18 protein-coding genes are annotated in these 20,557 nt (G+C 71.4%); 12 read left to right on the forward strand and 6 right to left on the reverse strand.

All coding sequences use genetic code 11. The features are described 5' to 3' along the window. Positions 1-2: 2 nt before the first annotated feature. Positions 3-971 (forward strand): helix-turn-helix transcriptional regulator, encoded by a 969-nt coding sequence (locus tag AA23TX_RS03260; RefSeq protein ID WP_155541099.1) that lies wholly within the window; start codon positions 3-5, stop codon positions 969-971. Positions 972-982: 11 nt separating this feature from the next. On the opposite strand, the gene AA23TX_RS03265 is transcribed toward AA23TX_RS03260, so the two are convergent. Further along, positions 983-1,807 (reverse strand): IclR family transcriptional regulator, encoded by an 825-nt coding sequence (locus tag AA23TX_RS03265; protein ID WP_155541100.1) that lies wholly within the window; start codon positions 1,805-1,807, stop codon positions 983-985. Positions 1,808-1,971: 164 nt separating this feature from the next. Between AA23TX_RS03265 and AA23TX_RS03270 the strand changes: the two genes are divergently transcribed. The 8 genes from AA23TX_RS03270 to AA23TX_RS03305 all read left to right on the forward strand — a co-directional run bounded on the left by AA23TX_RS03270 (position 1,972) and on the right by AA23TX_RS03305 (position 13,370). Then, positions 1,972-2,286 (forward strand): bifunctional 3-phenylpropionate/cinnamic acid dioxygenase ferredoxin subunit, encoded by a 315-nt coding sequence (locus AA23TX_RS03270; RefSeq protein WP_155541101.1) that lies wholly within the window; start codon positions 1,972-1,974, stop codon positions 2,284-2,286. Positions 2,287-2,443: 157 nt separating this feature from the next. Beyond that, positions 2,444-3,121 (forward strand): MtrAB system response regulator MtrA, encoded by a 678-nt coding sequence (mtrA, locus tag AA23TX_RS03275; RefSeq protein WP_005150760.1) that lies wholly within the window; start codon positions 2,444-2,446, stop codon positions 3,119-3,121. Positions 3,122-3,128: 7 nt separating this feature from the next. Continuing rightward, positions 3,129-4,853 (forward strand): MtrAB system histidine kinase MtrB, encoded by a 1,725-nt coding sequence (mtrB, locus tag AA23TX_RS03280; protein ID WP_155541102.1) that lies wholly within the window; start codon positions 3,129-3,131, stop codon positions 4,851-4,853. Between the two features lie 38 nt (positions 4,854-4,891). Further along, positions 4,892-6,601, forward strand: coding sequence for an LpqB family beta-propeller domain-containing protein (locus tag AA23TX_RS03285; protein ID WP_155541103.1), 1,710 nt, complete (start codon positions 4,892-4,894; stop codon positions 6,599-6,601). A gap of 40 nt (positions 6,602-6,641) precedes the next feature. After that, positions 6,642-7,565, forward strand: a complete 924-nt coding sequence (locus tag AA23TX_RS03290; protein WP_338422485.1) for a ComF family protein — start codon at positions 6,642-6,644, stop codon at positions 7,563-7,565. Between the two features lie 786 nt (positions 7,566-8,351). After that, the gene (gene hpf / locus AA23TX_RS03295) at positions 8,352-9,038 is read left to right on the forward strand and encodes a ribosome hibernation-promoting factor, HPF/YfiA family (RefSeq protein WP_155541105.1); all 687 of its coding nucleotides are present in this window, start codon (positions 8,352-8,354) and stop codon (positions 9,036-9,038) included. A gap of 205 nt (positions 9,039-9,243) precedes the next feature. Beyond that, positions 9,244-12,129 carry a preprotein translocase subunit SecA gene (secA, locus tag AA23TX_RS03300; RefSeq protein ID WP_155541106.1) on the forward strand — a complete coding sequence of 962 codons (2,886 nt, stop codon included), beginning with the start codon at positions 9,244-9,246 and terminating at the stop codon, positions 12,127-12,129. A 65-nt stretch (positions 12,130-12,194) separates the two neighbouring features. Further along, the gene (locus AA23TX_RS03305) at positions 12,195-13,370 is read left to right on the forward strand and encodes a cytochrome P450 (RefSeq protein ID WP_155541107.1); all 1,176 of its coding nucleotides are present in this window, start codon (positions 12,195-12,197) and stop codon (positions 13,368-13,370) included. A 386-nt stretch (positions 13,371-13,756) separates the two neighbouring features. Here the strand turns inward: AA23TX_RS03305 and AA23TX_RS03310 are convergent, their stop codons facing one another. Continuing rightward, positions 13,757-14,203, reverse strand: coding sequence for an Rv3235 family protein (locus tag AA23TX_RS03310; protein WP_230862321.1), 447 nt, complete (start codon positions 14,201-14,203; stop codon positions 13,757-13,759). Between the two features lie 228 nt (positions 14,204-14,431). On the opposite strand from AA23TX_RS03310, the gene AA23TX_RS03315 reads away from it, so the two are divergent. After that, entirely contained in the window at positions 14,432-14,806 is a 375-nt protein-coding gene (locus AA23TX_RS03315; protein WP_155544228.1) for an HAD-IA family hydrolase, read from the forward strand. Positions 14,807-14,809: 3 nt separating this feature from the next. Here the strand turns inward: AA23TX_RS03315 and AA23TX_RS03320 are convergent, their stop codons facing one another. After that, on the reverse strand, positions 14,810-15,571 hold the full coding sequence (locus AA23TX_RS03320) for a TrmH family RNA methyltransferase (protein ID WP_155541109.1): 762 nt from the start codon (positions 15,569-15,571) through the stop codon (positions 14,810-14,812). 34 nt (positions 15,572-15,605) lie between these two features. Here AA23TX_RS03320 and AA23TX_RS03325 point away from each other — a divergent pair, with 34 nt between their 5' ends. Further along, complete coding sequence (locus AA23TX_RS03325) at positions 15,606-17,012, forward strand: WS/DGAT/MGAT family O-acyltransferase (RefSeq protein ID WP_155541110.1); 1,407 nt, start codon at positions 15,606-15,608, stop codon at positions 17,010-17,012. Further along, positions 17,009-17,500, forward strand: a complete 492-nt coding sequence (locus tag AA23TX_RS03330) for a DUF6912 family protein (RefSeq protein ID WP_155541111.1) — start codon at positions 17,009-17,011, stop codon at positions 17,498-17,500. Before AA23TX_RS03325 ends, AA23TX_RS03330 begins: the two co-directional genes overlap by 4 nt. A gap of 210 nt (positions 17,501-17,710) precedes the next feature. Here AA23TX_RS03330 and AA23TX_RS03335 read toward each other — a convergent pair whose 3' ends face one another. The 3 genes from AA23TX_RS03335 to rsgA form a co-directional block, all read right to left on the reverse strand. Further along, a complete protein-coding gene (locus AA23TX_RS03335) occupies positions 17,711-18,463 on the reverse strand; it encodes an SCO4651 family lipoprotein (protein WP_155541112.1) in 753 nt (250 codons plus the stop codon). Positions 18,464-18,532: 69 nt separating this feature from the next. Beyond that, complete coding sequence (locus AA23TX_RS03340; protein ID WP_155541113.1) at positions 18,533-19,417, reverse strand: SCO4651 family lipoprotein; 885 nt, start codon at positions 19,415-19,417, stop codon at positions 18,533-18,535. A 102-nt stretch (positions 19,418-19,519) separates the two neighbouring features. Further along, a complete protein-coding gene (rsgA, locus tag AA23TX_RS03345) occupies positions 19,520-20,542 on the reverse strand; it encodes a ribosome small subunit-dependent GTPase A (RefSeq protein WP_155544229.1) in 1,023 nt (340 codons plus the stop codon). Positions 20,543-20,557 lie beyond the last annotated feature (15 nt).

Here is a 20,557-nt window from a genome sequence, read left to right on the forward strand (position 1 = left end):
GGGTGCGTGCGAGCCGGCTGGTGTCCTTGCTTCTGCTGCTGCAGAACCGCGGCCGGATGAGCGCGGCGAAACTGGCGGCGGAGCTGGGCGTGACCCCGCGAACCGTCTACCGGGACGTCGAAGCGCTGGCGGCCGCGGGCGTCCCGATCTACGCCGAGACCGGCCCGGACGGCGGCTACCAGCTGATGGACGGCTACCGCACCCGGCTGACCGGGCTGACCGCCGGCGAGGCCGGGTCGCTGTTCCTCACCGGCCTGCCGCAGCCGGCCGCGGAGCTGGGCCTGGGCGCCCAGGTGGCCGCGGCCGAGCTGAAGCTGATGGCCGCGCTGCCGACGCCGTACCGGGACGCGTCCGTGCGGATCCGGCAGCGCTTCCACCTCGACGCGCCGGGCTGGTACCGCGAAGCGGACCCGGTGCCGCAGTTGCTCGCGGCGGCGGAAGCGCTGTGGCAGGACCGGATCGTCGAGGTTTCCTACCGCCGGTGGTCGCCGGAGCCCGGCGTGGTGACGCGGCGGTTGCACCCGCTCGGCCTCGTCCTCAAGGCCGGTGTCTGGTACCTCGTCGCCGGGCCGCGCGTGCGTACCTACCGCGTCGGGAACATCGAGCGGTTGCGGACGCTCGATGAGCACTTCACCCGGCCGGACGGCTTCGACCTGGCGGAGTTCTGGCGCGCGAACGTCGAAAGCTACGAGGAAAGCGAAGCCGGCGAGACCGCTGTCGTACGGCTGTCACCGGCGGGAATCGAGGCCCTGCCGGACATCCTGGGCCCGCGAGCCACCCGGCTCGTGCGGCGCACGCTCGGCCCCGCGGACGGCGACGGCTGGCGCCGCGCCGAGATCCCGATGGAGAGCGTGGCCCACGCGGCGGCAGGCGTGCTCCGGCTCGGCGCGGACGCGCAGGTGCTGGCGCCCGCGGAACTGGTGGCGCACCTGGGAACCACGATCCGCGCGATGGCGCTGCTGTACCCCTAGTCCCAGCGGTGCTAGTCCCGAAAGTAGCCCAGCTGCGCGGAAAGGTCGTCGGCCGCTTCGGTCATCGGCCGCACGATCTGCTTCACCCGCTGCTTCGAAAGCCGGTACGACGGGCCCGATGCGCTCATCGCCGCGACGACGTCCCCGCCCGGGCCGTGGATCGGCACAGCGACCGCGTGCATGCCGAGCTCGAGTTCCTCGTAGCAGGCCGCGAAGCCGTCTTCGAGCACTCGTTCCAGCTCGGTCATCAGCTCGTCCGGCTCGACCGTCGTGCGCGGCGTGTACTGCTCCAGCTTCCGCTTCAGCACCCGCTTGCGCTCGGTTTCGCCCATGTACGCCAAGAGGATCTTGCCGCTGGAGGTCGCGTGCAGCGGCGTCCGCTGGCCGGTCCAGTTCTGCGTCGTGATCGCCGCCGAGCCGCGGGCCTGGCTGATGTTGATCGCGACGCCGTCGTCGGCGATGGCGATGTTCACCGTTTCCCCCAGCTCTTCGGCGAGCGACAGGCAGCTGGCCCGGCCGAGCTTGGCCAGGTCCATCCGGCCCGTCGCGGCGCCGGCCAGCCGCACGATGCCGAAGCCGATCGCGTACTTCCCGCGTTCGCCGAGCTGCTCCACGAGGCCTCTGGACTCCAGGACGCTGAGCAGCCGCGACGCCGTCGACTTGTGGACGCCCAGCTCGCCCGCGATCTCGGTGATGCCGGTTTCGCCGTTGCGGGCGAGCAGCTCCAGCACGCTGATCGCCCGGTCGACCGACTGCACCTGGCTTTGCGTCGCGTTGCCACCAGCCGAGGCGTGCTTTCCCGCCGAGGTTGCGTCAGCAGAGTCCTGGTTCCGCATAGCGCAACACTATCCGTTTTGTACCGCGCCTATCGGCTGAGTGGGCGAATCTCTTGACGTGGCCGCCATCGGGGCCGGATTGTTGCGCAAGAAGCGCAGAGTCGCGCGATGCGCAACATTCACGAACCGTCCCGGCACCCCGCCAGTCTTTTCCGGAGGCCCCGATGATCCGAGCGTGCGCCGTCGCCGACCTGCCCGTTGGCGAAGCCCTCCGCCTCGACGGCCCGGTCCCGATCGCGGTGTTCCACACCGAGGACGGCTTCTTCGCCATCGACGACACCTGCACCCACCAGGACGCCTCGCTCGCGGACGGCTGGCTCGAGGGCTGCTTCGTCGAGTGCCCGCTGCACGCCGCCCTGTTCGACCTGCGCACCGGCGTGCCCACCTGCCTGCCGGCCAAGGCGCCGGTGCGGACCCACCGCGTGGTCGTCGCGGACGGCGAAGTGCACGTCGACGCGCCGGTCCCGGCCGTCTCCTGACCTTTTTCCCGCAGGTCCGTGAAGGCCGCGTGCCGGCCTTCACGGACCGTCCAGGGGCACCCGGATGGAGCAGGCGATGCTGCGGATCTTGATCTTTCTGGTGGTCAAACACGCGGGTCGCGCGTCCGGCCGCCGGAACTAGTGCGAATATGTGGACATGAAGGCACGTGTTCTCGTGGTCGACGACGACCCCGCCCTCGCGGAGATGCTCACCATCGTGCTCCGTGGGGAGGGGTTCGACACGGCTGTGGTCGCCGACGGTTCGCGCGCGCTGCCCGCGCTGCGCGAACTGAAGCCCGACCTCGTCCTGCTCGACCTGATGCTGCCCGGGATGAACGGGATCGACGTCTGCAAGGCGATCCGCGCCGAGTCCGGGGTGCCGATCGTCATGCTCACCGCCAAGAGCGACACCGTCGACATCGTTCTCGGCCTCGAGTCCGGCGCGGACGACTACGTCGTGAAGCCGTTCAAGCCGAAGGAACTGGTCGCGCGGGTCCGGGCCCGGATGCGCCGCACCGAAGCCGAGCCGGCGGAGTCGCTCACGATCGGGGACCTGGCCATCGACGTGCCCGGCCACGAGGTCACGCGTGAGGGCAAGGCCATCCCGCTGACCCCGCTGGAGTTCGACCTGCTGGTGGCGCTGGCCCGCAAGCCGCGCCAGGTGTTCACCCGCGAGGTGCTGCTCGAGCAGGTGTGGGGCTACCGGCACGCGGCGGACACCCGCCTGGTGAACGTCCACGTCCAGCGGCTGCGCTCCAAGGTGGAGAAGGACCCTGAACACCCCGAGGTGGTGTTGACCGTTCGCGGTGTCGGGTACAAGGCCGGCCCGCCGTGATGAGTCGATGAGCACGGAGACCCCGAGACGGCTCCCCGCGTTCGCGCGTTCGACGGCACGCCTGGTGCGGCGTGTCGTCGTTTTCGCGCGCCGTCGGGCGGTCGCGTTCAACGAGCTGTGGAAGCACTCGCTGCAGTTCCGCGTCACGGTGTCGACGCTCGCGCTGTCCTCGGCCGTGGTCTTCGTGCTCGGCATGGTCCTGCAGAACCAGATCACCGAGCGCCTGCTGGACACCAAGCGCGAAGCCGCCATCGCACAGACCCGCGCCGCCGCCGACACCGCCGCCGGTGAGCTGGTCGGTCTCGGCGGTGAGACGGACGAGGCGATGAGCAACCGCCTCCAGAACGCGCTGAAGAAGATCGCGATCACGCCGACCAGCCAGGACGCGGCCGGCTCGGCGGCGGGCACGTTCGTCCCGGTGCTCGCCAGCGGCGGCCACGACCAGTCCGGCGACGAGCCCTCGTCCGCCGGGCCGTTCTCGAACGTCCCGCCGCGGCTGCGCCAGTTCGTCGAAGCCAACGAGATGAGCTGGCTCGAGCACACGGTCAGCGACACCGACGGCGGGCGCACGACGTACCTGATCGTCGGCACGCCGCTCAACACCGTCGCCAGCCCGCTGCAGCTCTACCTGCTGTTCCCGCTGACGACCGAGCAGAACACCGTCGCCACCGTGCAGAACACGCTGCTCGTCGGCGGGCTCGTGCTGCTGCTCCTGCTCGCCGGCATCACGAACCTGGTGACCCGGCAGGTGGTCCGCCCGGTCCGGCAGGCCGCCGCGGCGGCCGAGCAGTTCGCCGGGGGCGACCTCGACCAGCGCCTCACCGTGCTCGGCGAGGACGACCTGGCGAAGCTCGCGGTGTCCTACAACGGGATGGCCGCGAGCATCCAGCGCCAGATCCGCCAGCTCGAGGACTTCGGCGGGCTGCAGCGCCGGTTCACCTCCGACGTCTCGCACGAGCTGCGCACGCCGCTGACCACCGTCCGGATGGCCGCGGACGTGCTGCACGCGTCCCGCGAGCAGTTCCCGGCCGGGCTCGCGCGCTCGACCGAGCTGCTGGTCGACGAGCTCGACCGGTTCGAGTCGCTGCTCGGCGACCTGCTGGAGATCAGCAGGCTCGACGCCGGCGTCGAGGACCTGTCCGCGGAGTTCATCGACGTCCGCCCGATCGCCACCCGCGCGGTCGAGCAGGTGCGGGTGATCGCCGGCAACGCGGGCAGCTCGGTGGAGCTCGTGCTGCCCGACGAGGAAGTCATCGCGGAGGTCGACGCCCGCCGCGTCGAGCGGATCCTGCGCAACCTGCTGGGCAACGCCGTCGACCACAGCGAAGGCCGGCCGGTGGTGCTCACCGTCGGGGCCAACGAGACCGCGGTCGCGGTGACCGTCCGGGACCACGGCGTCGGCCTGCGGCCCGGCGAGGCCGACCTGGTGTTCAACCGGTTCTGGCGCGCCGACCCGTCGCGCAACCGGCGCACCGGCGGCACCGGGCTCGGCTTGGCGATCAGCCTTGAGGACGCGCGCCTGCACGGCGGCGAGCTCGACGCGTGGGGCGAACTCGGCGACGGCGCGTGCTTCCGGCTCGTGCTGCCGCGCCGCCAGGAGGTGCCCGCCGGCGACCCGCCGCTGGCGCTGCCGCCGCCCGACCGCGTCGCCGCCGAGGTGCCCATCGGGCTGATCGACATCACGCCGGCGCCCGAGGCGATCTTCGCCGAACGTGAGGAAATCGGTCAGTGAAACGACAGGCTGTTCGGAAGCCCCGGGCGCGGCTTCGGTTGCCCCGCTTGGTGTTCGCGGTGCTGTGCGTGGTGCTGGTCGCCGGCTGCGCCAACGTGCCGCTGGAGTCCCAGCCCGTGGTCGTCTCCGGCGAACGCCAGGGCCAGGGCTCGGGCGACGTCGTCCCGGAGCCGAAGCCGGACAGCGACCCGCTGACCCTCGTGCGCGACTTCGTCGGCGCGACCCTCAAGCCGGGCCAGAACAACGCGGCCGCCCGCGCCTACCTGGACGAGCAGGGCCGGGCGAACTGGCGGCCGAGCCGCAGCCTGACGATCATCCAGGACACCTTCGGCACGGTCTACGACCCGTCCCCGCAGCCCGACCCGAACACCCTCGTCGTCAACGTGCGCGGGATCGACGTCGGCACGCTCGACCAGAACAGCGCGTTCGTGCCGGACTACAGCCCGGCGGCGCTCAAGGTGAAGGTCCGCAAGCAGGCGAACGGCCAGTGGCGGATCGTCGACCCGCCGCCCGACCTGTACGCGACCGAGTCGGACTTCAGCGAGAACTACACGGCGGTGCCGGTGAACTTCTACTCGGAGCAGTCGGCCACCTTCGTCCCCGACCGGCGCTACGTCGTCGCGAAGCCCCAGTCGGGGTTGCCGAGCCGGGTGATGTACCTGCTGGTCAACGGGCCTTCGACGAGCCTGGCCGGGTCGGTGAAGAACCTGCTCGGCGAGCCGGTCGAGATCGACACGAACGTCAAGAGCCTCGACGACGGCACGCTGCTGGTCCCGCTGACCGGGCTGTCCGGCGTCGCCGACGACATCCGGAACCTGATCGCGGCGCAGATCGTCCTCACGCTGCAGTACGTGACGTCGGCGCGGATCCGGATCCTCGCCGACGGCGCCCCGCTGGTCGCGAACCACCCGGACTGGCGGTCGAACGAACTGCCCGCGTACGGCGCTTCGCTGTCGCCGAGCCTGGAGCTGAAGGGCCTGATGACGGTCGACGGCCGGGTGCGGTCGCTGGGCGACGGCGCCCCGGTCGGGGGCCCGGCGGGCAACGGCGGCTACGACGTCGTGAACGCGGCCCAGTCGATCGACGGCAAGCGCCTCGCGGTGGTGGACCGCGACGGCCCCAAGGTGCGGCTGCGGATCGGCGACCTGGGCCACGACCTCCCGCCGGCCGGCCTGGGCGGGACCACGCTGAGCCGCCCGACGTGGCGGCCGGGCACCGGTGAGGTGTGGACGGTGGTCGACCAGGTGTCGGTGGCCCGGATGGTCATGAGCCCGACCAACCAGTGGACCCCGCTGCAGGTCAACGCGACGGACCTGACCCAGCAGGGCGACGTCACGGAGCTGCGGTTCTCCCGCGACGGCGCCCGCGTGGCGGCGGTGGTGAACGGGCTGCTGTGGGTGGCTTCGGTGGTCGGTGCGGGCGATTCGGTGGCGCTGCGCGAGCCGAGGTTGCTGCAGCCGCACGACCTCCAGAACGTGGTCGACGTGGACTGGCTGACCCAGGACACGCTGGTGGCGGTGACGAAGTCGACGTCGCAGCCGGTGATCCGCGTGACGGTGGACGGCCAGCGGATGGACGCGTTCAACAGCTCCAACCTGACCCCCCAGGTCCACGGCGTGACGGCGGCCCCCGGCCGTCCGATCGTGGTGGCGGACGCGAGCGGCCTGTGGACGGCGTCGGTGCTGGGCGAGGTGTGGCGGCCGCACGACCACTCGATGAAGGACGCGGATCCGTTCTACCCGGGCTGAGCCGGCGAAAACTGTCGGTGGTGACGGGGACACTGTCCGTGTGCTGCTACTCGACTTGCTGATCCCCGCCCGGTGCGCCGGCTGCGGGGCCCGCGGGGCGCCGTGCTGCGCCCGGTGCGCGGGGGTGTGGGGTTCGGTGTCCGAGGTCGTCCGTGCCCCGGTGACGGGCGTGGCGAGGGTGTTCGTGCTGGCCAGGTACCGAGGCGTGGCGCGGCGGTTGCTGATCGCCTACAAGGAGCGCGGGCGCCGGGATCTGGCGGCGTCGCTGGGGCGGGCCATGGCGGAGGCGCTGGTGGTGCTGCCGCTCCGGAGGGCTTCGGTGGCGGGTGTGGGTGCCGGTCCGGCTCGATCGGACCTCCCTGGACCGGCCCTGGGGGGTGCCGGGCCCTGCTTTGATCCGAGGCTCGCCGCCCCCGCCGGCCCGGGCTTCCCCGATTCGCGTCTGGGCGGTTCCGGTCCCGCGAGCCCAAGCTTCCCCGACCCGGCCCTCGTAGGCCTCTCGTCGTCACCTGGACGGCGGCCGAAGGGGCCGCCCGTCACCGCGGCGAACGGGTCGCGTTTCGCACGGGAAGCCGGAACCGCTTCCGCGGCCCGGGCGATCTGCCTGGTTCCGGCGCCGAGCCGCCGATCGGCGTCCCGGGTTCGCGGCGGTCCCCACGTCGAGCGCCTGGCCGACGCCGCGGCGAGCGTCCTGGCGGGCTGGGGTTTCGAAGTCGCGGTCGCCCCGGCGCTGGAGCTGGCCGGCGGCGCGCGCGACGCGGTCGGCCTGGATCGCGCGGAACGGGTGGCCAACCTCGCCGGCCGGTTGCGGTTCCGCGAAGCGGGGCGCCCGCCGCCGGGATTCCCGGTGGTGGTGCTGGACGACGTCATCACCACCGGAGCCACGGCGGCCGCTTGCGTGCGAGCGTTGGAAGGGGAGGGGATCGAGGTGGCCGCGGTTCTGACGCTGCTCGCAGCCGGGTGAGCCGCGGGATCCGGCGCGGGCGCCGGAGCCGCCGGCCGCGTCAGCCGGGGCCGACCGCGACGGCTCCGGCCGGCCGAGGCGCCCTCCGGCCAGGAAAACCGGGGTCCACAACCGCACCGCCTCACGGACACCGCACACACCCTCGCCGAACGGCTCCCACGTAAAGCGACCGCCCCGACCGCGTCCACCACCGCAAACGCCCCCGAACGGCCGCGCACACCGCACCTCACCCCGCACGCGGGTGACCCCCATGTCACCTACACGAGTGACATCCGACGGGAACGCAAGCTGCCCCGCGGCCGTTGTCCGGGCATGAGGGTGTCGATCATCAGCACTCGGCCGCCGCACCACTCCACCGGGGTGGCGGCTGCGGCGGACCTGGCCGTCACCCTCGGCGTCCACCAGCCGGCAGCGGTGCGCCGTCCGTGTGAACCCACGGCGAACGCACCGCGTCCGACCAGCGGGTGTTTTCGGCTGTTCACCCTCCGCTCACTGCGCGGGGTGACGGAGTCTCATTCCTCGACATCCCCCGGCTCGGGGGCTGTTGCAACGGGCGTGAGGAAGCTAACGTGCTCCGCTATCAGCAATCCCCGCAGGCAGGGAGGTGACGAGCCCATGTCCCTGGCGCCGGAGGTGCGCTGAGTCCGCGCTCGGGTTCCCGGCACGAGACGTCGTGAACCGTTCCCGAGTTCCTTCTCAGCCCGCGATCCGGGCTTCCGTCCCCGCTACACCGGCGCCGTGTGTGAACTCAACAGCTCGCAGTCATCTCAGCGAGGGAGGTCGTGTATGGACATCGTCGTTAAGGGCCGCAACGTAGAGGTGCCCGAGCACTATCGGGCACTCGTCAGCGAAAAGCTGGCCCGCCTCGAGCGCTACGACAGGAAAGTCATCCGGTACGACGTGGAGCTGTTCCACGAACCCAATCGGCGCCAGGCCAAGAGCTGCCAGCGCGTCGAAATCACCGGAAAGGGGCGAGGACCGGCCGTACGCGCTGAAGCGTGTGCCGCCGACTTCTACGCAGCGCTCGATTCCGCAGTCACCAAGCTGGAAAACCGGCTGCGGAGGACACACGACCGGAGGCGCGTTCACTACGGGCGCAGCCGCCCGGAATCGGTCGCCGAAGCGACTTCGGCCCTGCCGGGTGGTGGATCCCCGGCCGCAGCCAGTCCCGCCGCGACTACCGCGGTGTTGGAAGCACCCGAAGCCGAGCCGCAGACGAACGGTTTCGCGGTCGCCGGAGAGATCCACCTGCCCCAGCAGCAGAGCTGGGCCGACGACGACCTGGGTCACCAGCCCGGTCGCGTCGTTCGCGAGAAGCAGCACACCGCGGAGCCCATGACGGTGGACCAGGCTCTCTACGAGATGGAGCTGGTCGGCCACGACTTCTACCTCTTCAACGACTCGGAGGCGGGCCGGCCCAGCGTGGTCTACCGGCGGAAAGGCTTCGACTACGGCGTGATCCGGCTCGGCTGAGCCGGTCTTAAGGAGGCCTGCCGGATGGCCCGCACGCGGCTCGCGTGCGGGCCATCCGCATGTCAGGACCTACGGCGTGTGCACACGACGCCCACCGTTCCCTACGATGGGGTGGGAAGGTGGCGCCGACCACGGCGGCCGCCACGGGAAAACCTGCCCGGGACCGGCCTGGGCGCACTCTTGATCAGCTAGTGAGGTCGACCGGATGGTGCTGAACCGCCTGCTCCGCGCGGGTGAGGGCAAGATGGTGAAGCGGCTGCGCAACATCGCCGATCACATCAACACCCTCGAAGACGACGTCAAGGACCTGACCGACGCCGAGCTGCGGGCCAAGACCGAGGAGTTCCGCAAGCGGAACGGCGACGGCGAGTCGCTGGACGACCTGCTGCCGGAGGCCTTCGCGGTCGTCCGGGAGGCGGCCAAGCGGGTGCTCGGCCAGCGCCACTTCGACGTCCAGCTCATGGGCGGCGCGGCGCTGCACCTCGGCCAGGTCGCCGAGATGAAGACCGGGGAGGGCAAGACGCTCACCTGCGTCCTCCCGGCCTACCTCAACGCCATCCCCGGCAAGGGCGTCCACGTCGTCACGACGAACGACTACCTGGCCAAGCGCGACTCGGAGTGGATGGGCCGCATCCACCGGTTCCTCGGCCTCGAGGTCGGCGTCATCCTCTCGGAGCAGCAGCCGGAGGTCCGGCGCGCCCAGTACAACGCCGACATCACCTACGGCACGAACAACGAGTTCGGCTTCGACTACCTGCGCGACAACATGGCGTGGAGCCTCGACGACTGCGTGCAGCGCGGGCACAACTTCGCCATCGTCGACGAGGTGGACTCGATCCTCATCGACGAGGCCCGGACGCCGCTGATCATCTCGGGCCCGGCGGACCAGTCGTCGCGCTGGTACGTCGAGTTCGCCCGGCTCGCGCCGCTGATGCAGGGCATCGACACCACCACGATGGGCTCGCGCGAGCGCACCGAGAAGACCAACCTGATCAACTCGAAGTACCACTACGAGGTCGACCAGCGGAAGCGCACCGTCGCCGTCACCGAAAAGGGCGTCCGCTTCGTCGAGGACCAGCTCGGCATCGAGAACCTGTACGAGGCCGCGAACACCCCGCTGGTCGGGTACCTGAACAACGCGCTGAAGGTCCAGGAGCTCTTCCACCGGGACAAGGACTACATCGTCCGCAACGGCGAAGTCATGATCGTCGACGAGTTCACCGGGCGCATCCTGGCCGGCCGCCGCTACAACGAGGGCATGCACCAGGCGATCGAGGCCAAGGAAAAGGTCGAGATCAAGGCCGAGAACCAGACCCTGGCGACGATCACGCTGCAGAACTTCTTCCGCCTCTACAAGAAGCTCGCCGGCATGACCGGTACGGCCGAGACCGAGGCCGCCGAGTTCCACCAGACCTACAAGCTGGGTGTGGTGCCGATCCCGACGAACCGGCCGATGGTCCGCGCCGACCAGCCCGACCTGATCTACAAGACCGAGGACGCGAAGTACGAGGCCGTCGCCGAGGACATCGCCGAGCGGCACGAGAAGGGCCAGCCGGTCCTGGTCGGCACGACGAGCGTCGAGAAGTCCGAGCGGCTGTCGAAGCTGCTGGTGAAGCTGAGCGTGCCGCACGAGGTGCTGAACGCGAAGCACCACGACCGGGAGGCGCTGATCGTCGCCCGCGCCGGCCAGAAGGGCGCCGTCACGGTCGCCACGAACATGGCGGGCCGCGGTACCGACATCGTGCTCGGCGGCAACCCCGACCTGATCGCCGACCACGTGCTGCGCGAGCGCGGCCTGGACCCGGTCGAGCACTCCGAGGAGTACGAGGCCGCGTGGCCCGAGGTCCTGGAGCAGGTCAAGGAGGAGTCGAAGGCCGAGGCCGAGGAGGTCCGCGAGGCCGGCGGCCTGTACGTGCTGGGCACCGAGCGGCACGAGTCGCGCCGCATCGACAACCAGCTCCGCGGCCGGTCGGGCCGCCAGGGCGACCCCGGCGAGTCCCGCTTCTACCTGTCGCTCGGTGACGAGCTCATGCGCCGCTTCAACGCGACGATGGTCGAGCGCGTCATGACGACCATGCGGCTGCCCGACGACGTGCCGATCGAGCACAAGATGGTCTCCAAGGCCATCAAGAGCGCGCAGACCCAGGTCGAGCAGATCAACATGGAGCAGCGCAAGGACGTCCTCAAGTACGACGAGGTCATGAACGAGCAGCGCAAGGTGATCTACGCCGAGCGCCACCGCGTGCTGGCCGGCGAGAACATGCGCGAGCAGATCGAGGGCATGCTCGTGGACGTCGTCAACGCCTACGTGGACGGCGCGACCTCCAACGGCTACGCCGAGGACTGGGACCACGAGAAGCTGTGGACCGCGCTGAAGCAGCTCTACCCGGTCAGCATCGACTGGGACGACCTGATGGAGGACGGCGACCTCGACGCGCAAGGCCTGCGTGACGCCCTGGTGCAGGACGCCCGCAACGCCTACGACAAGCGCGAAGCGGAGATCAACGCGCTCGTCGGCCCGGACGGCATGCGGACCCTGGAGCACCAGGTGATGCTGACGGTCCTCGACCGCAAGTGGCGCGAGCACCTCTACGAGATGGACTACCTCAAGCAGGGCATCGGCATGCGGGCGCTCGCGCAGCGCGACCCGCTGATCGAGTACCAGCGCGAGGGCTTCGACATGTTCCGCGCGATGCTCGACTCGCTGAAGGAGGAGGCCGTCGGCTTCCTGTTCAACCTCCAGGTCGAGCGGGCCGAGGCGCCTCCGGCCGAAGACGCCGCCGCGCTGCCCACGGGCGTCGCTTCGGGCAACGGTCAGGCGGCGGAGGGCCGGCACGCGCGGCCGGCGCCGCCGCAGCCGCCGACGACCGACACCGAGTCCGTCCCGGCCGCGCTGCGCGGCAAGGGCCTCGGCGGCGGTGGCCAGCAGTCGGGCGTGACGCTGTCCGGCCCTGGCGAGGACGGCGAGGTCGAGTCGCACGCCGACGGCGCGGCGCAGGCCGCGGGCGGTGGCGGCGGAGGGACCCGCCGGGACCGCCGGGCCGCCCAGCGCGACGCCCAGAAGAAGGGCAAGAAGGGCCCGCGTCGCTGACGAAGTTTTCCGGGGCCGGGGTGCACGCGCACCCCGGCCCCGTTCTTGCGCGAGGGGAGAAGCCGGTGGACCCGCAGGAGTTCTTCGCGCTGTTCGGCGCCGGTCGGCGGCCGGATCCGTACCCGCACTACCGCCGGTGGCGTGAGCGCTACCCCGTCGCCGAGCTGGCCGAGCGGATGTTCGCGGTCAGCGGTCTCGGCGAGGCGACGCAGGTGCTGCGCGACCCGGCGTTCGGGCACCCCGAACCGGAGTACCTGGATCCGGCGGACCGGCTTCCGGACCAGCCGGTCGACGAATCGGGACGCGTGGTCCGGGCGTTCCTGTCGCTGAACCCGCCCGACCACACGCGGTTGCGGCGGCTGGTGGCGAAGGCGTTCACGCCGCGGATGGTCGAGCGGCTGACGCCGCGGATCGAGGAGATCACCGCGTCGCTCGTCGACCGCGCGCCGGCCGGGTTCGACCTGATGACGTCGCTGGCGAAGCCGTTGCCGGTCGAGGTGATCGCGGAGCTGCTCGGCGTGCCGCTGGACGACCGCGAGCGCTTCGCGGAGTGGTCGCACGCGATGGCGCGGGCGCTGGACCCGCCGTTCCTGCAGCACCCGGACTCGGTCGAGCCCGCGGTCCGGGCACGGCAGTCGTTCGTCCGCTACTTCCGTTCGCTGGCGCAGGAGCGGCGGCGCGAGCCGGGGGAGGACCTGCTGTCGGCGCTGGTGGCGGTGTCGGACGCGGGCGACGTGCTCAGCGAGGGCGAGCTGCTGGTGACGCTCACGCTCCTGCTGATCGCCGGCCACGAGACGACGACGAACCTGATCGGCAACGGAGTCCTGGCGCTGCTGCGCCACGACGGCGTGGGGGCGGCGGCTCCCGAGCGGGTGGTGGAGGAGACGCTGCGCTACGACTCCCCGGTCCAGCTGACGGCCCGCACAGCGTTGCGCGACACGGCTTTGGGCGAGGTGAAGGTCCCGGCGGGCAGCCAGGCGATAGTCCTGATCGGAGCGGCCAACCGCGACCCGTCGACGGGCGGCGACGTGTTCGACCCGTCCCGGACGCCGGGCCGGCACCTGGCGTTCGGCCAGGGGATCCACTTTTGCCTCGGAGCACCGCTGGCGAGGCTGGAGGGCCGCATCGTGTTCCGGGAGCTGGCTCGCCGGCTGCCGAAGCTGAGGCTGGCGGGCGATCCCGAGTGGAATGCGACGACGACCTTGCGCGGTTTGGCGACGCTCCCGGTCGTGGCCTCTTAGGACCGAGGGGAGCCGCGGCCGCCCTCGCTGGGGCGGCGCATCTCGGGTCGCGCCGGCTCGGCCGCGGTCGGTCGGGCGCCGGAGGCCTCGGGTGAGTCCTCCGACGCTCGGCTCGCGGCAACCATCCGCACCGGCCGACCATCCGCACCGGCGACCGGCTGCACTGGCCGACCGGCCTGGCCAGCTGCACTGGCCGACCGGCTGTACCGGCCGACCGGCTGTACCGGCCGACCGGCTGCAGCAGCCGACCGGCCTGGCCGGCGGCACCGACCGACCGGCTGCGTTGGTCGGTGTTGCCGGATCGCCGGTGCCGCCCGGCTCGACTGACCGCCGGTGGGCGCCCGGCTGCGCCGTCGCAGGCGGTGCGCGGGCAGCGTGCGCCCCGCTCACGCCGCCGCCTGCCGGCGCGCCTGCTGGTCCGGACGGCCCGGCTTCAGCAGCGCGAAACGCACGCACTGCCAGCCTGCCGGGGTCCGGGTGAAGCGGGCCGCCAGCGCGAACGACCGGCCTGCCACCTCCACCCGGGCGCACGCCTCGATCACCCCCGCCACCGGGGTGCACACGTGCACCCGGCGCATCCGGTGGCGCGGCCCCGCGCGGTGCGGCCCGCTGAGGCCGGCGAAGACCTCCGGCCCCACCAGCCCGCGGATCTGCGGGACCGGCCGCCGTCCGTCGTACGCCTCCAGCAGCATGTTCAGCACGCGGTGGACCTCGCTCGCTTCGAGCTGCCTCGGCACCGGCAACCGGGCGTCGCCGCGCCGGTGTTCTCGGCGGGGCATCGCCGGCGGCCGTTCGGCCCGGCGCGGCACTTCGGTGTGGACCAGCGTTCTCACGCTGTGTTCCTCGGACATTTCCTCCCCTCCCGGGCACGGCATTTCGCCGTCGCCGCCGCTTAGAGGTGGGAACCGGCCGGAAAGGCGATGGGAATCGCCCGATTCGGGAAAGAACCGCCGAAGCGATGGATTCGCCGACGCCGGTGCGGTAGGCGCGAGCCGTTGTTGCGCTATGCGAGACAACGCGTCGGCGCCCCGGCTATGGTGTGCCGGGTGCTGAAGGGGTTATTGGTCGATTTCGCCGGAGTTCTCACGGATCCCGACGCCGGCCGCTTCTACGACTACCTGGTGGCCGCGCGTGAGCGAGGGGTCCGTACCGCGCTGCTGTCGAACGCCCCCGGGGCGTCGGCCGAGGTCAAGAACACGATGTTCGACTATTTCGACGCACTCGTGTTTTCCGGTGAGGTGGGGGTCGCCAAACCGGATCCGGCCGTCTACCTGATCGCGGCCGACCAGCTCGGCCTGCCCGCCGTGCGCTGCGCGTTCGTCGACGACTCCGCCGCGAACATCCGCGGCGCCGTCCAGGCGGGCATGGTCGGCGTGCACCACCGGTCGGTCGAGGAAACGCTCACCGAGCTCGACGCGCTGTTCCCGGACGGGTGAGCGTCACCGCGCGCGGCGGACCAGTTCGAATGACAGGACCGCCGCCGCGGCTGAGACATTCAGCGACTCGACGTCACCCGGCATGGGAATGGACACCCATTCCGTGACGAGCTCGCCGACTTCGGCGCCGACTCCGCCTGTCTCGCCGCCGAGCACGAACGCGGCGCGCTGCGGCAGGTCGACGTCGAAAACCGTGGTGCGCGCCGACGCGCCGAGCGCGTAAAGGCCGTAACCGGCTTCGGTGAGCATTTCGGCGGCATCGCGCGCGGAACCGCACCGCAGCACCGGCGCGCGAAAGGCGACGCCGGCCGAAGCCTTGACCACCAGCGGGTCGAGGGCCGCGACGCCGCGGCGCGGCACGATCACGCCGTCGAGCCCGGCGGCGGTCGCCGTGCGCAGGATCATCCCGACGTTCGCGGGCGTGGTGATGCCGTCGAGCAGCAGCACGCGCGACGGCGGGCGACGGTCCGAAAGCGCCGCTTCGAGCGCGCGCATCCGCGGCGCGACGACGTCGGCGAGCACGCCCTGGTCCTGCTTGCCGTTGCCCGCGAGCACCTTGACCCGGTGGGCGCTGGCGCGCTGCACGACCACGCCCGCGTCCTTCGCCGCGCGCTGGATCTCCGCCGCGCCGGGGCCGCGAGCGGTGTCGGCGAGGATCACCTTGTCCACGCGCAGGCCGCCGTCGGCCAGCGCTTCGAGCACCGGCTTCCGGCCGTAGACGGTCAGGAAGCGGTCTTTCGGCGAGACAGTCGACTCATCACCCACACCCGGCAGTCTCGCACTGTGTAAGGATCGGCTCATGCCCGACCGCCTGTCCGCGCTGGACGCCTCGTTCCTCTACGTCGAGGACCACGCGACGCCGATGCACGTCGGCGGGGTGGCGATCTTCGAGCGGCCGCGCTCCGGGTTCACCTACGCGCAGCTGCTCGACCTCGTCGGGGCGCGGCTGGCGTACCTGCCGCGCTACCGCCAGCGCGTGGCGGAGGTGCCCGGCCACCTCGCGCGGCCGGTGTGGGTGGACGACGTCGACTTCGACCTGAACTACCACGTCCGGCGCTCGGCGCTGCCCCAGCCGGGCAGTGACGAGCAGCTGTTCGACCTGGTCGCGCGCCTGATGTCGCGGCGGCTGGCGCCGGAGCGGCCGCTCTGGGAGGCGTACTTCATCGAGGGGCTCTCCGGTGACCGGGTGGCGCTGGTGACGAAGACTCACCAGTCCGTTGTGGACGGTGTCGGCACGATCGAGCTCGGCCAGCTCATCCTCGACCCGACGCCGGCCGAGCCGGAGCCGTTCGAGGACATCTGGACGCCGCGGCGCGAGCCGAGCCGCGCGCAGCTGGTGCTGGACGCGGTCAGCGAGGGCGTCCAGCGGCCGGGCGTGGTCGTGGAGAACGTCCGCTCGGCGGCGAACGACGCGTTCGCGGCGGCGGGCAAGTTCGCCGAGACCGTCGGCGGGGTGGCGTCGACGCTGCGCACGCTGGTGAAGCCGGCGCCGACCGGGCCGCTGAACGTCCGGGTGTCCGGCGGGCGCGTGTTCTCGGTGGTGCGCACGCGGCTCGAGGACTTCCGCAAGATCCGCGCGGCCCACGGCGGCACGGTCAACGACGTCGTCCTCGCGGCCATCACGGGCGCCCTGCGCGAGTGGCTGCTGTCGCGCGAGGAGTCGCTGACCCCGAACGCGACGATCCGCGCGCTGGTCCCGCTGGCGGTCCGCGACGCCGAGACGGCGGAGTACTCGACGCCGGCCCTGGTCGGCAACCAGGTGGCCGCGTACCTGGTGGACCTGCCGGTCGGCGAGCCCAACCCGGTGCTGCGGCTGCAGCACATCGGCCACGCGATGACCGAGCACCTGGACTCGGGCCGCCCGGTGGCGGCGCGCGGGCTGCTCAAGGTGGGCGGCTTCGCCCCGGCTACCCTGCACTCCCTGGGGGCGCGCGCGGCGGGGTCGCTGTCCGGGCGCATCTTCAACGTCATGGTGACCAACTCGCCGGGCCCGCAGGTGCCGATGTACGCGGGAGAGGCCAGACTGGTCGAGATGTTCCCGGTGATGCCGCTGATGCGCACCCAGGCGCTGGCGATCGGGGTGACGTCGTACCACGGCGGCGTCTACTTCGGACTGAACGGCGACCGCAAGGCCGCGTTCGACGTCGACCTCGTGGCCGGGATGATCGAAGAGTCCGTGGAAGAGCTGAAGGGTGCGCACTGGTGAGGGTCTATCTGCCTGCGACCATCGCGATGCTTCGCGACCTCGAATCCTCGGGGGAGTTCCGCGCCCGCAGCGGAACGGCGTTCGCGTTGACGCCGGCCTTGCGCGAGGCGTATTCGAGCGGGTCGGACGAAGAGCTGGAGTACGCGGCCCTGCTGGACGCGGCCCGCGCTTCGCTGCGGCTGATCGCGGCGGAGGAGAAGGGCGAGCCACGTCGAGTGGTGATTTCGGCGGACGTCGAGGGCCTGACGCTGCGTCCGGACCTGGACGCCCCGGTGGTCCGCATCGGCGGCCCGATCCCGCTGTCGGCGGTGGCGGCGATCCACGTGGACGCCCCGGAGGCGGCCGACGCGGTCTCGGCGGCCGCGGCGGTGATCGACGCGGCAGACCTGGGCGACCCGGACGCGGAGTTCACCCTGGGGGATGCCGAGGACCACGAATTGGCTTGGTACGCGCCGCAGGAACTGCCGTTCTTGCTGGAGCTGCTCTGAGTTGTCCACAGGTGGAATGACCTGTGGACAACCGGTGGATTCCGGTCTGGGTGGTCGGGGGCGGCCGATAGACTGGGACCGGGGACGCCCCCCAGGGAAGGGCGGGGGCTGTCCGGCGGGGCGGAGCCGAAGGGGCGGTTTCGGCGGAGCTGCGGGTGAGCGAGCCACCGCGACTTTGCCGCAGCGGATCGCGTTCCCCGGACAGAACACCTACCCCACCTCGCCCGCAGGCGGCGCCTGAACATCCACCGGAACCCCCCACTCGCTGTACCGGGTAGTGATCCGAGCCTCCCCACCCTGCAGGATCGGCGAAAGATCCAGCACGACCTGCAAAGGCCGATGCCCCTCATCCAGCCACAGCTCCACCGGGAACTTCCCGCCGAGGCGCCCAGCCGAATCCGCGGACAGCCCCGCCGGCAAATCCGCCCCCAGCCGGGCCAAGTCCAGCTCCACCCGGTAGTGCTCCGCGGCCACGCCGTCCAGTTTCCCGTGCTCTGACGAGACGATCGAGCCCGCCGTCCGGATCTCGCCCAGGGTGTGCGCCGGGTCGTTCTGGGTCGTCAGCTGGGCCAGGCTTCCGCCCAGGACCTGGGAAAACGGGTCGGTCCCGGCCGCCGTGACCACCACCCACGGCTTGCCCGTGCCGACCTCGTCGCGGGACCCCTCCGGGACCTTCGCGTACAGCTTGCCGGCCACCAGCCGCAGCTCCATCGGCTCGCCGATGAAGTCGGTCGTCATCACCTGGGACGTCCCGCCCGCGCCGAACCGCGCCTGGCCCTGGCCTTTCGAACGGACCTGGCCCACCGCGACGTCCGTGGTGAACTTCGCCGAGCCGCCGCTCGTCGTGGCCGCCGTGGCGGCGTCGGCCAGCGCTCGCGCGTCGGTGAACGCCGGTGGTGACGGCGGCGAAGAACACGAGCCCAGCAAGAACCCGAACAGCAGCACGACGGCGGCTTTGCGCATGGCGCCAACAAAAACACAGCGGCTCCCCCGAACCCGTTCGGGGGAGCCGCTGCTACTGAGAGTCTCCGGTCAGCGACCGGCCTTCTTCATCAGCTCGCCGAGGTCGACGACCTGGTCGGCCGGCGGGGCCGACACGTCGACCTGGGTGCCCCAGTCGCTGTACTTCATCGTGAACTTCGCGTCGCCCGCGGGCACGCCCATCGCCTGCATCATCGGGCCCTGGTCCATGGTGACCTGCACCGGCAGGTTGTCCTTGTTCAGCCACAGCTCGGCCGGGATCTTGATGTCCTTGCCCTTGAGCATGCCGGCGACCTTGTCGCGGGTCGCGGCCGGGAGCTGGCCGGTGAACTGGTCGACCGCCTTGGCGACGTCCAGCTCGACCTTGTAGTGGTTGACCTGCTCGCCGTTCAGCTCGGTCTGGTCGGACGAGATGATCCGGCCCGCCTTCGAGATCTGGTCGAGCATCTTGCTCGGGTCGCTCTGCTCGGCCGACTGCGTCAGCGACGCGCCCATCGCCTGCGAGACGGGGTCGGTGCCGTCGGCCGAGATCTTGGCCCACGACTTGTCGGTGCCCATCTGCTTCTGCTGCTCGGCGGGCAGCTTGATGTACATGACCTTGTCGACCATGCGCATCTCGGTGGTCTCGCCGGCCGCGGTGCTGGTCATCGAGAACTTGGTGTTCGCGCCGTCGATGGCCATCGCGCCGGTCGCGCTGATGGTCTGGCCGGCGGCGGAGCCCTCCATGGTGAACTTCGCCGACTTGGACTTCTCGGTGCCCTGCTTGGACGCCGACGCCAGCTGGATCGCGTCGGTGAACGGCGAAGCGAGCAGCCCGCCGCCGTTGGCCTGCGGCTGGTTGCCCGCGCCGGCCGGCGCGGCGGTGCCGGAGGTGCTGCACGCCGTCAACGTCAGCACCAGTGCGGCGCCCGCCGCGACCAGGGTGGTCTTGCGCATCGAATTCCCCTCAGATCTCGGAACTTCCGCTCGGAATATCGCCCGAACGGGCGAATGGTTACCGATGTGACGGTGACGATCCGAGTTCGGTTCCCGGTTGTCTCAGGCGTCTGTGACGCGAGTCACTTCGTGGCCCCCGCGGGACTGCAGCAGGCGGCGCAGCGACGCGAGCCGCTCGGCGCCCGCCCGGCCCTCGGTGACGACGTCGTCGAGCGCGCAGTCCGGGTCCTCGGGCGGCCCGAGGTGCCCGCAGCCCGACGGGCACTCCTCGGCGGCTTCGGCGAACTCTTCGAAGGCGTCGACGATGTCGTCCGCGGTGACGTGGGCCAGGCCGAACGACCGGACGCCCGGGGTGTCGATCACCCAGCCGCCGTCCGGCAGCGGCAGCGCCACCGCGGCGACGGACGTGTGCCGCCCCTTCCCGACTCCGCTCACCACGCCGACGGCCAGGTCGGCATTCGGGACCAGGCGGTTGACCAATGTCGACTTGCCGACACCGGAGTGGCCGACCAGGGCCGTCACCCGGTCCTTCAGCATCTCGGCGAGGCCTTCGGGAGTTTCGTCGAAGCGGCTGACGATCGCCGGGATGTCGAGGCCCGCGTAGCCCGCGAGGAGCTCGTCCGGGCTGGCCAGGTCGGCCTTCGTCAGGCACAGCACCGGCTCGACGCCGCCGGCGTAGCAAGCGACGATGCAGCGGTCGATGAAGCCGGTCCGCGGCGGCGGGTCGGCGAGCGCCGTGACGATCAGCAGGCGTTCCGCGTTGGCGACGACCAGCCGCTCGAACGGGTCGGTGTCGTCGGCCGTGCGCAGCAGCGAGCTGGTGCGCTCGTCGACGCGGATGATGCGCGCGAGGGTGTCCGGCTTGCCGGAGACGTCGCCGACGATCCCGACCCGGTCGCCGACGACCACCGGGGTCCGGCCCATCTCACGGGCTCGCATCGCGGTGATCACCTGCCCGGGATCGGCGTCGATCGCGCAGGTCCAGCGGCCGCGGTCCTTGCCGATGACCATGGCGTTGACCGCGTCGGCGTGCTCGGGACGGCGCTTGCTGCGAGGCCGGGTGCCCTTGCCGGGACGCACGCGGACGTCGGACTCGTCCAGCTTGCTCCAGTCGTTGCGCGCCAAACCCGTCGTCCTCTC

The sequence above is a fragment of the Amycolatopsis camponoti genome, from assembly GCF_902497555.1.
Lineage (GTDB): Bacteria > Actinomycetota > Actinomycetes > Mycobacteriales > Pseudonocardiaceae > Amycolatopsis > Amycolatopsis camponoti.

Bases quoted from the DNA above. Each gene is read 5' to 3' on its own strand.
- AA23TX_RS03335 (WP_155541112.1), bottom strand. From the start codon at position 18,463: ATGCGCAAAGCCGCCGTCGTGCTGCTGTTCGGGTTCTTGCTGGGCTCG.
- mtrA (WP_005150760.1), top strand. From the start codon at position 2,444: ATGAAGGCACGTGTTCTCGTGGTCGACGACGACCCCGCCCTCGCGGAG.
- AA23TX_RS03265 (WP_155541100.1), bottom strand. From the start codon at position 1,807: ATGCGGAACCAGGACTCTGCTGACGCAACCTCGGCGGGAAAGCACGCC.
- mtrB (WP_155541102.1), top strand. From the start codon at position 3,129: ATGAGCACGGAGACCCCGAGACGGCTCCCCGCGTTCGCGCGTTCGACG.
- secA (WP_155541106.1), top strand. From the start codon at position 9,244: ATGGTGCTGAACCGCCTGCTCCGCGCGGGTGAGGGCAAGATGGTGAAG.
- hpf (WP_155541105.1), top strand. From the start codon at position 8,352: ATGGACATCGTCGTTAAGGGCCGCAACGTAGAGGTGCCCGAGCACTAT.
- AA23TX_RS03270 (WP_155541101.1), top strand. From the start codon at position 1,972: ATGATCCGAGCGTGCGCCGTCGCCGACCTGCCCGTTGGCGAAGCCCTC.
- AA23TX_RS03340 (WP_155541113.1), bottom strand. From the start codon at position 19,417: ATGCGCAAGACCACCCTGGTCGCGGCGGGCGCCGCACTGGTGCTGACG.
- AA23TX_RS03325 (WP_155541110.1), top strand. From the start codon at position 15,606: ATGCCCGACCGCCTGTCCGCGCTGGACGCCTCGTTCCTCTACGTCGAG.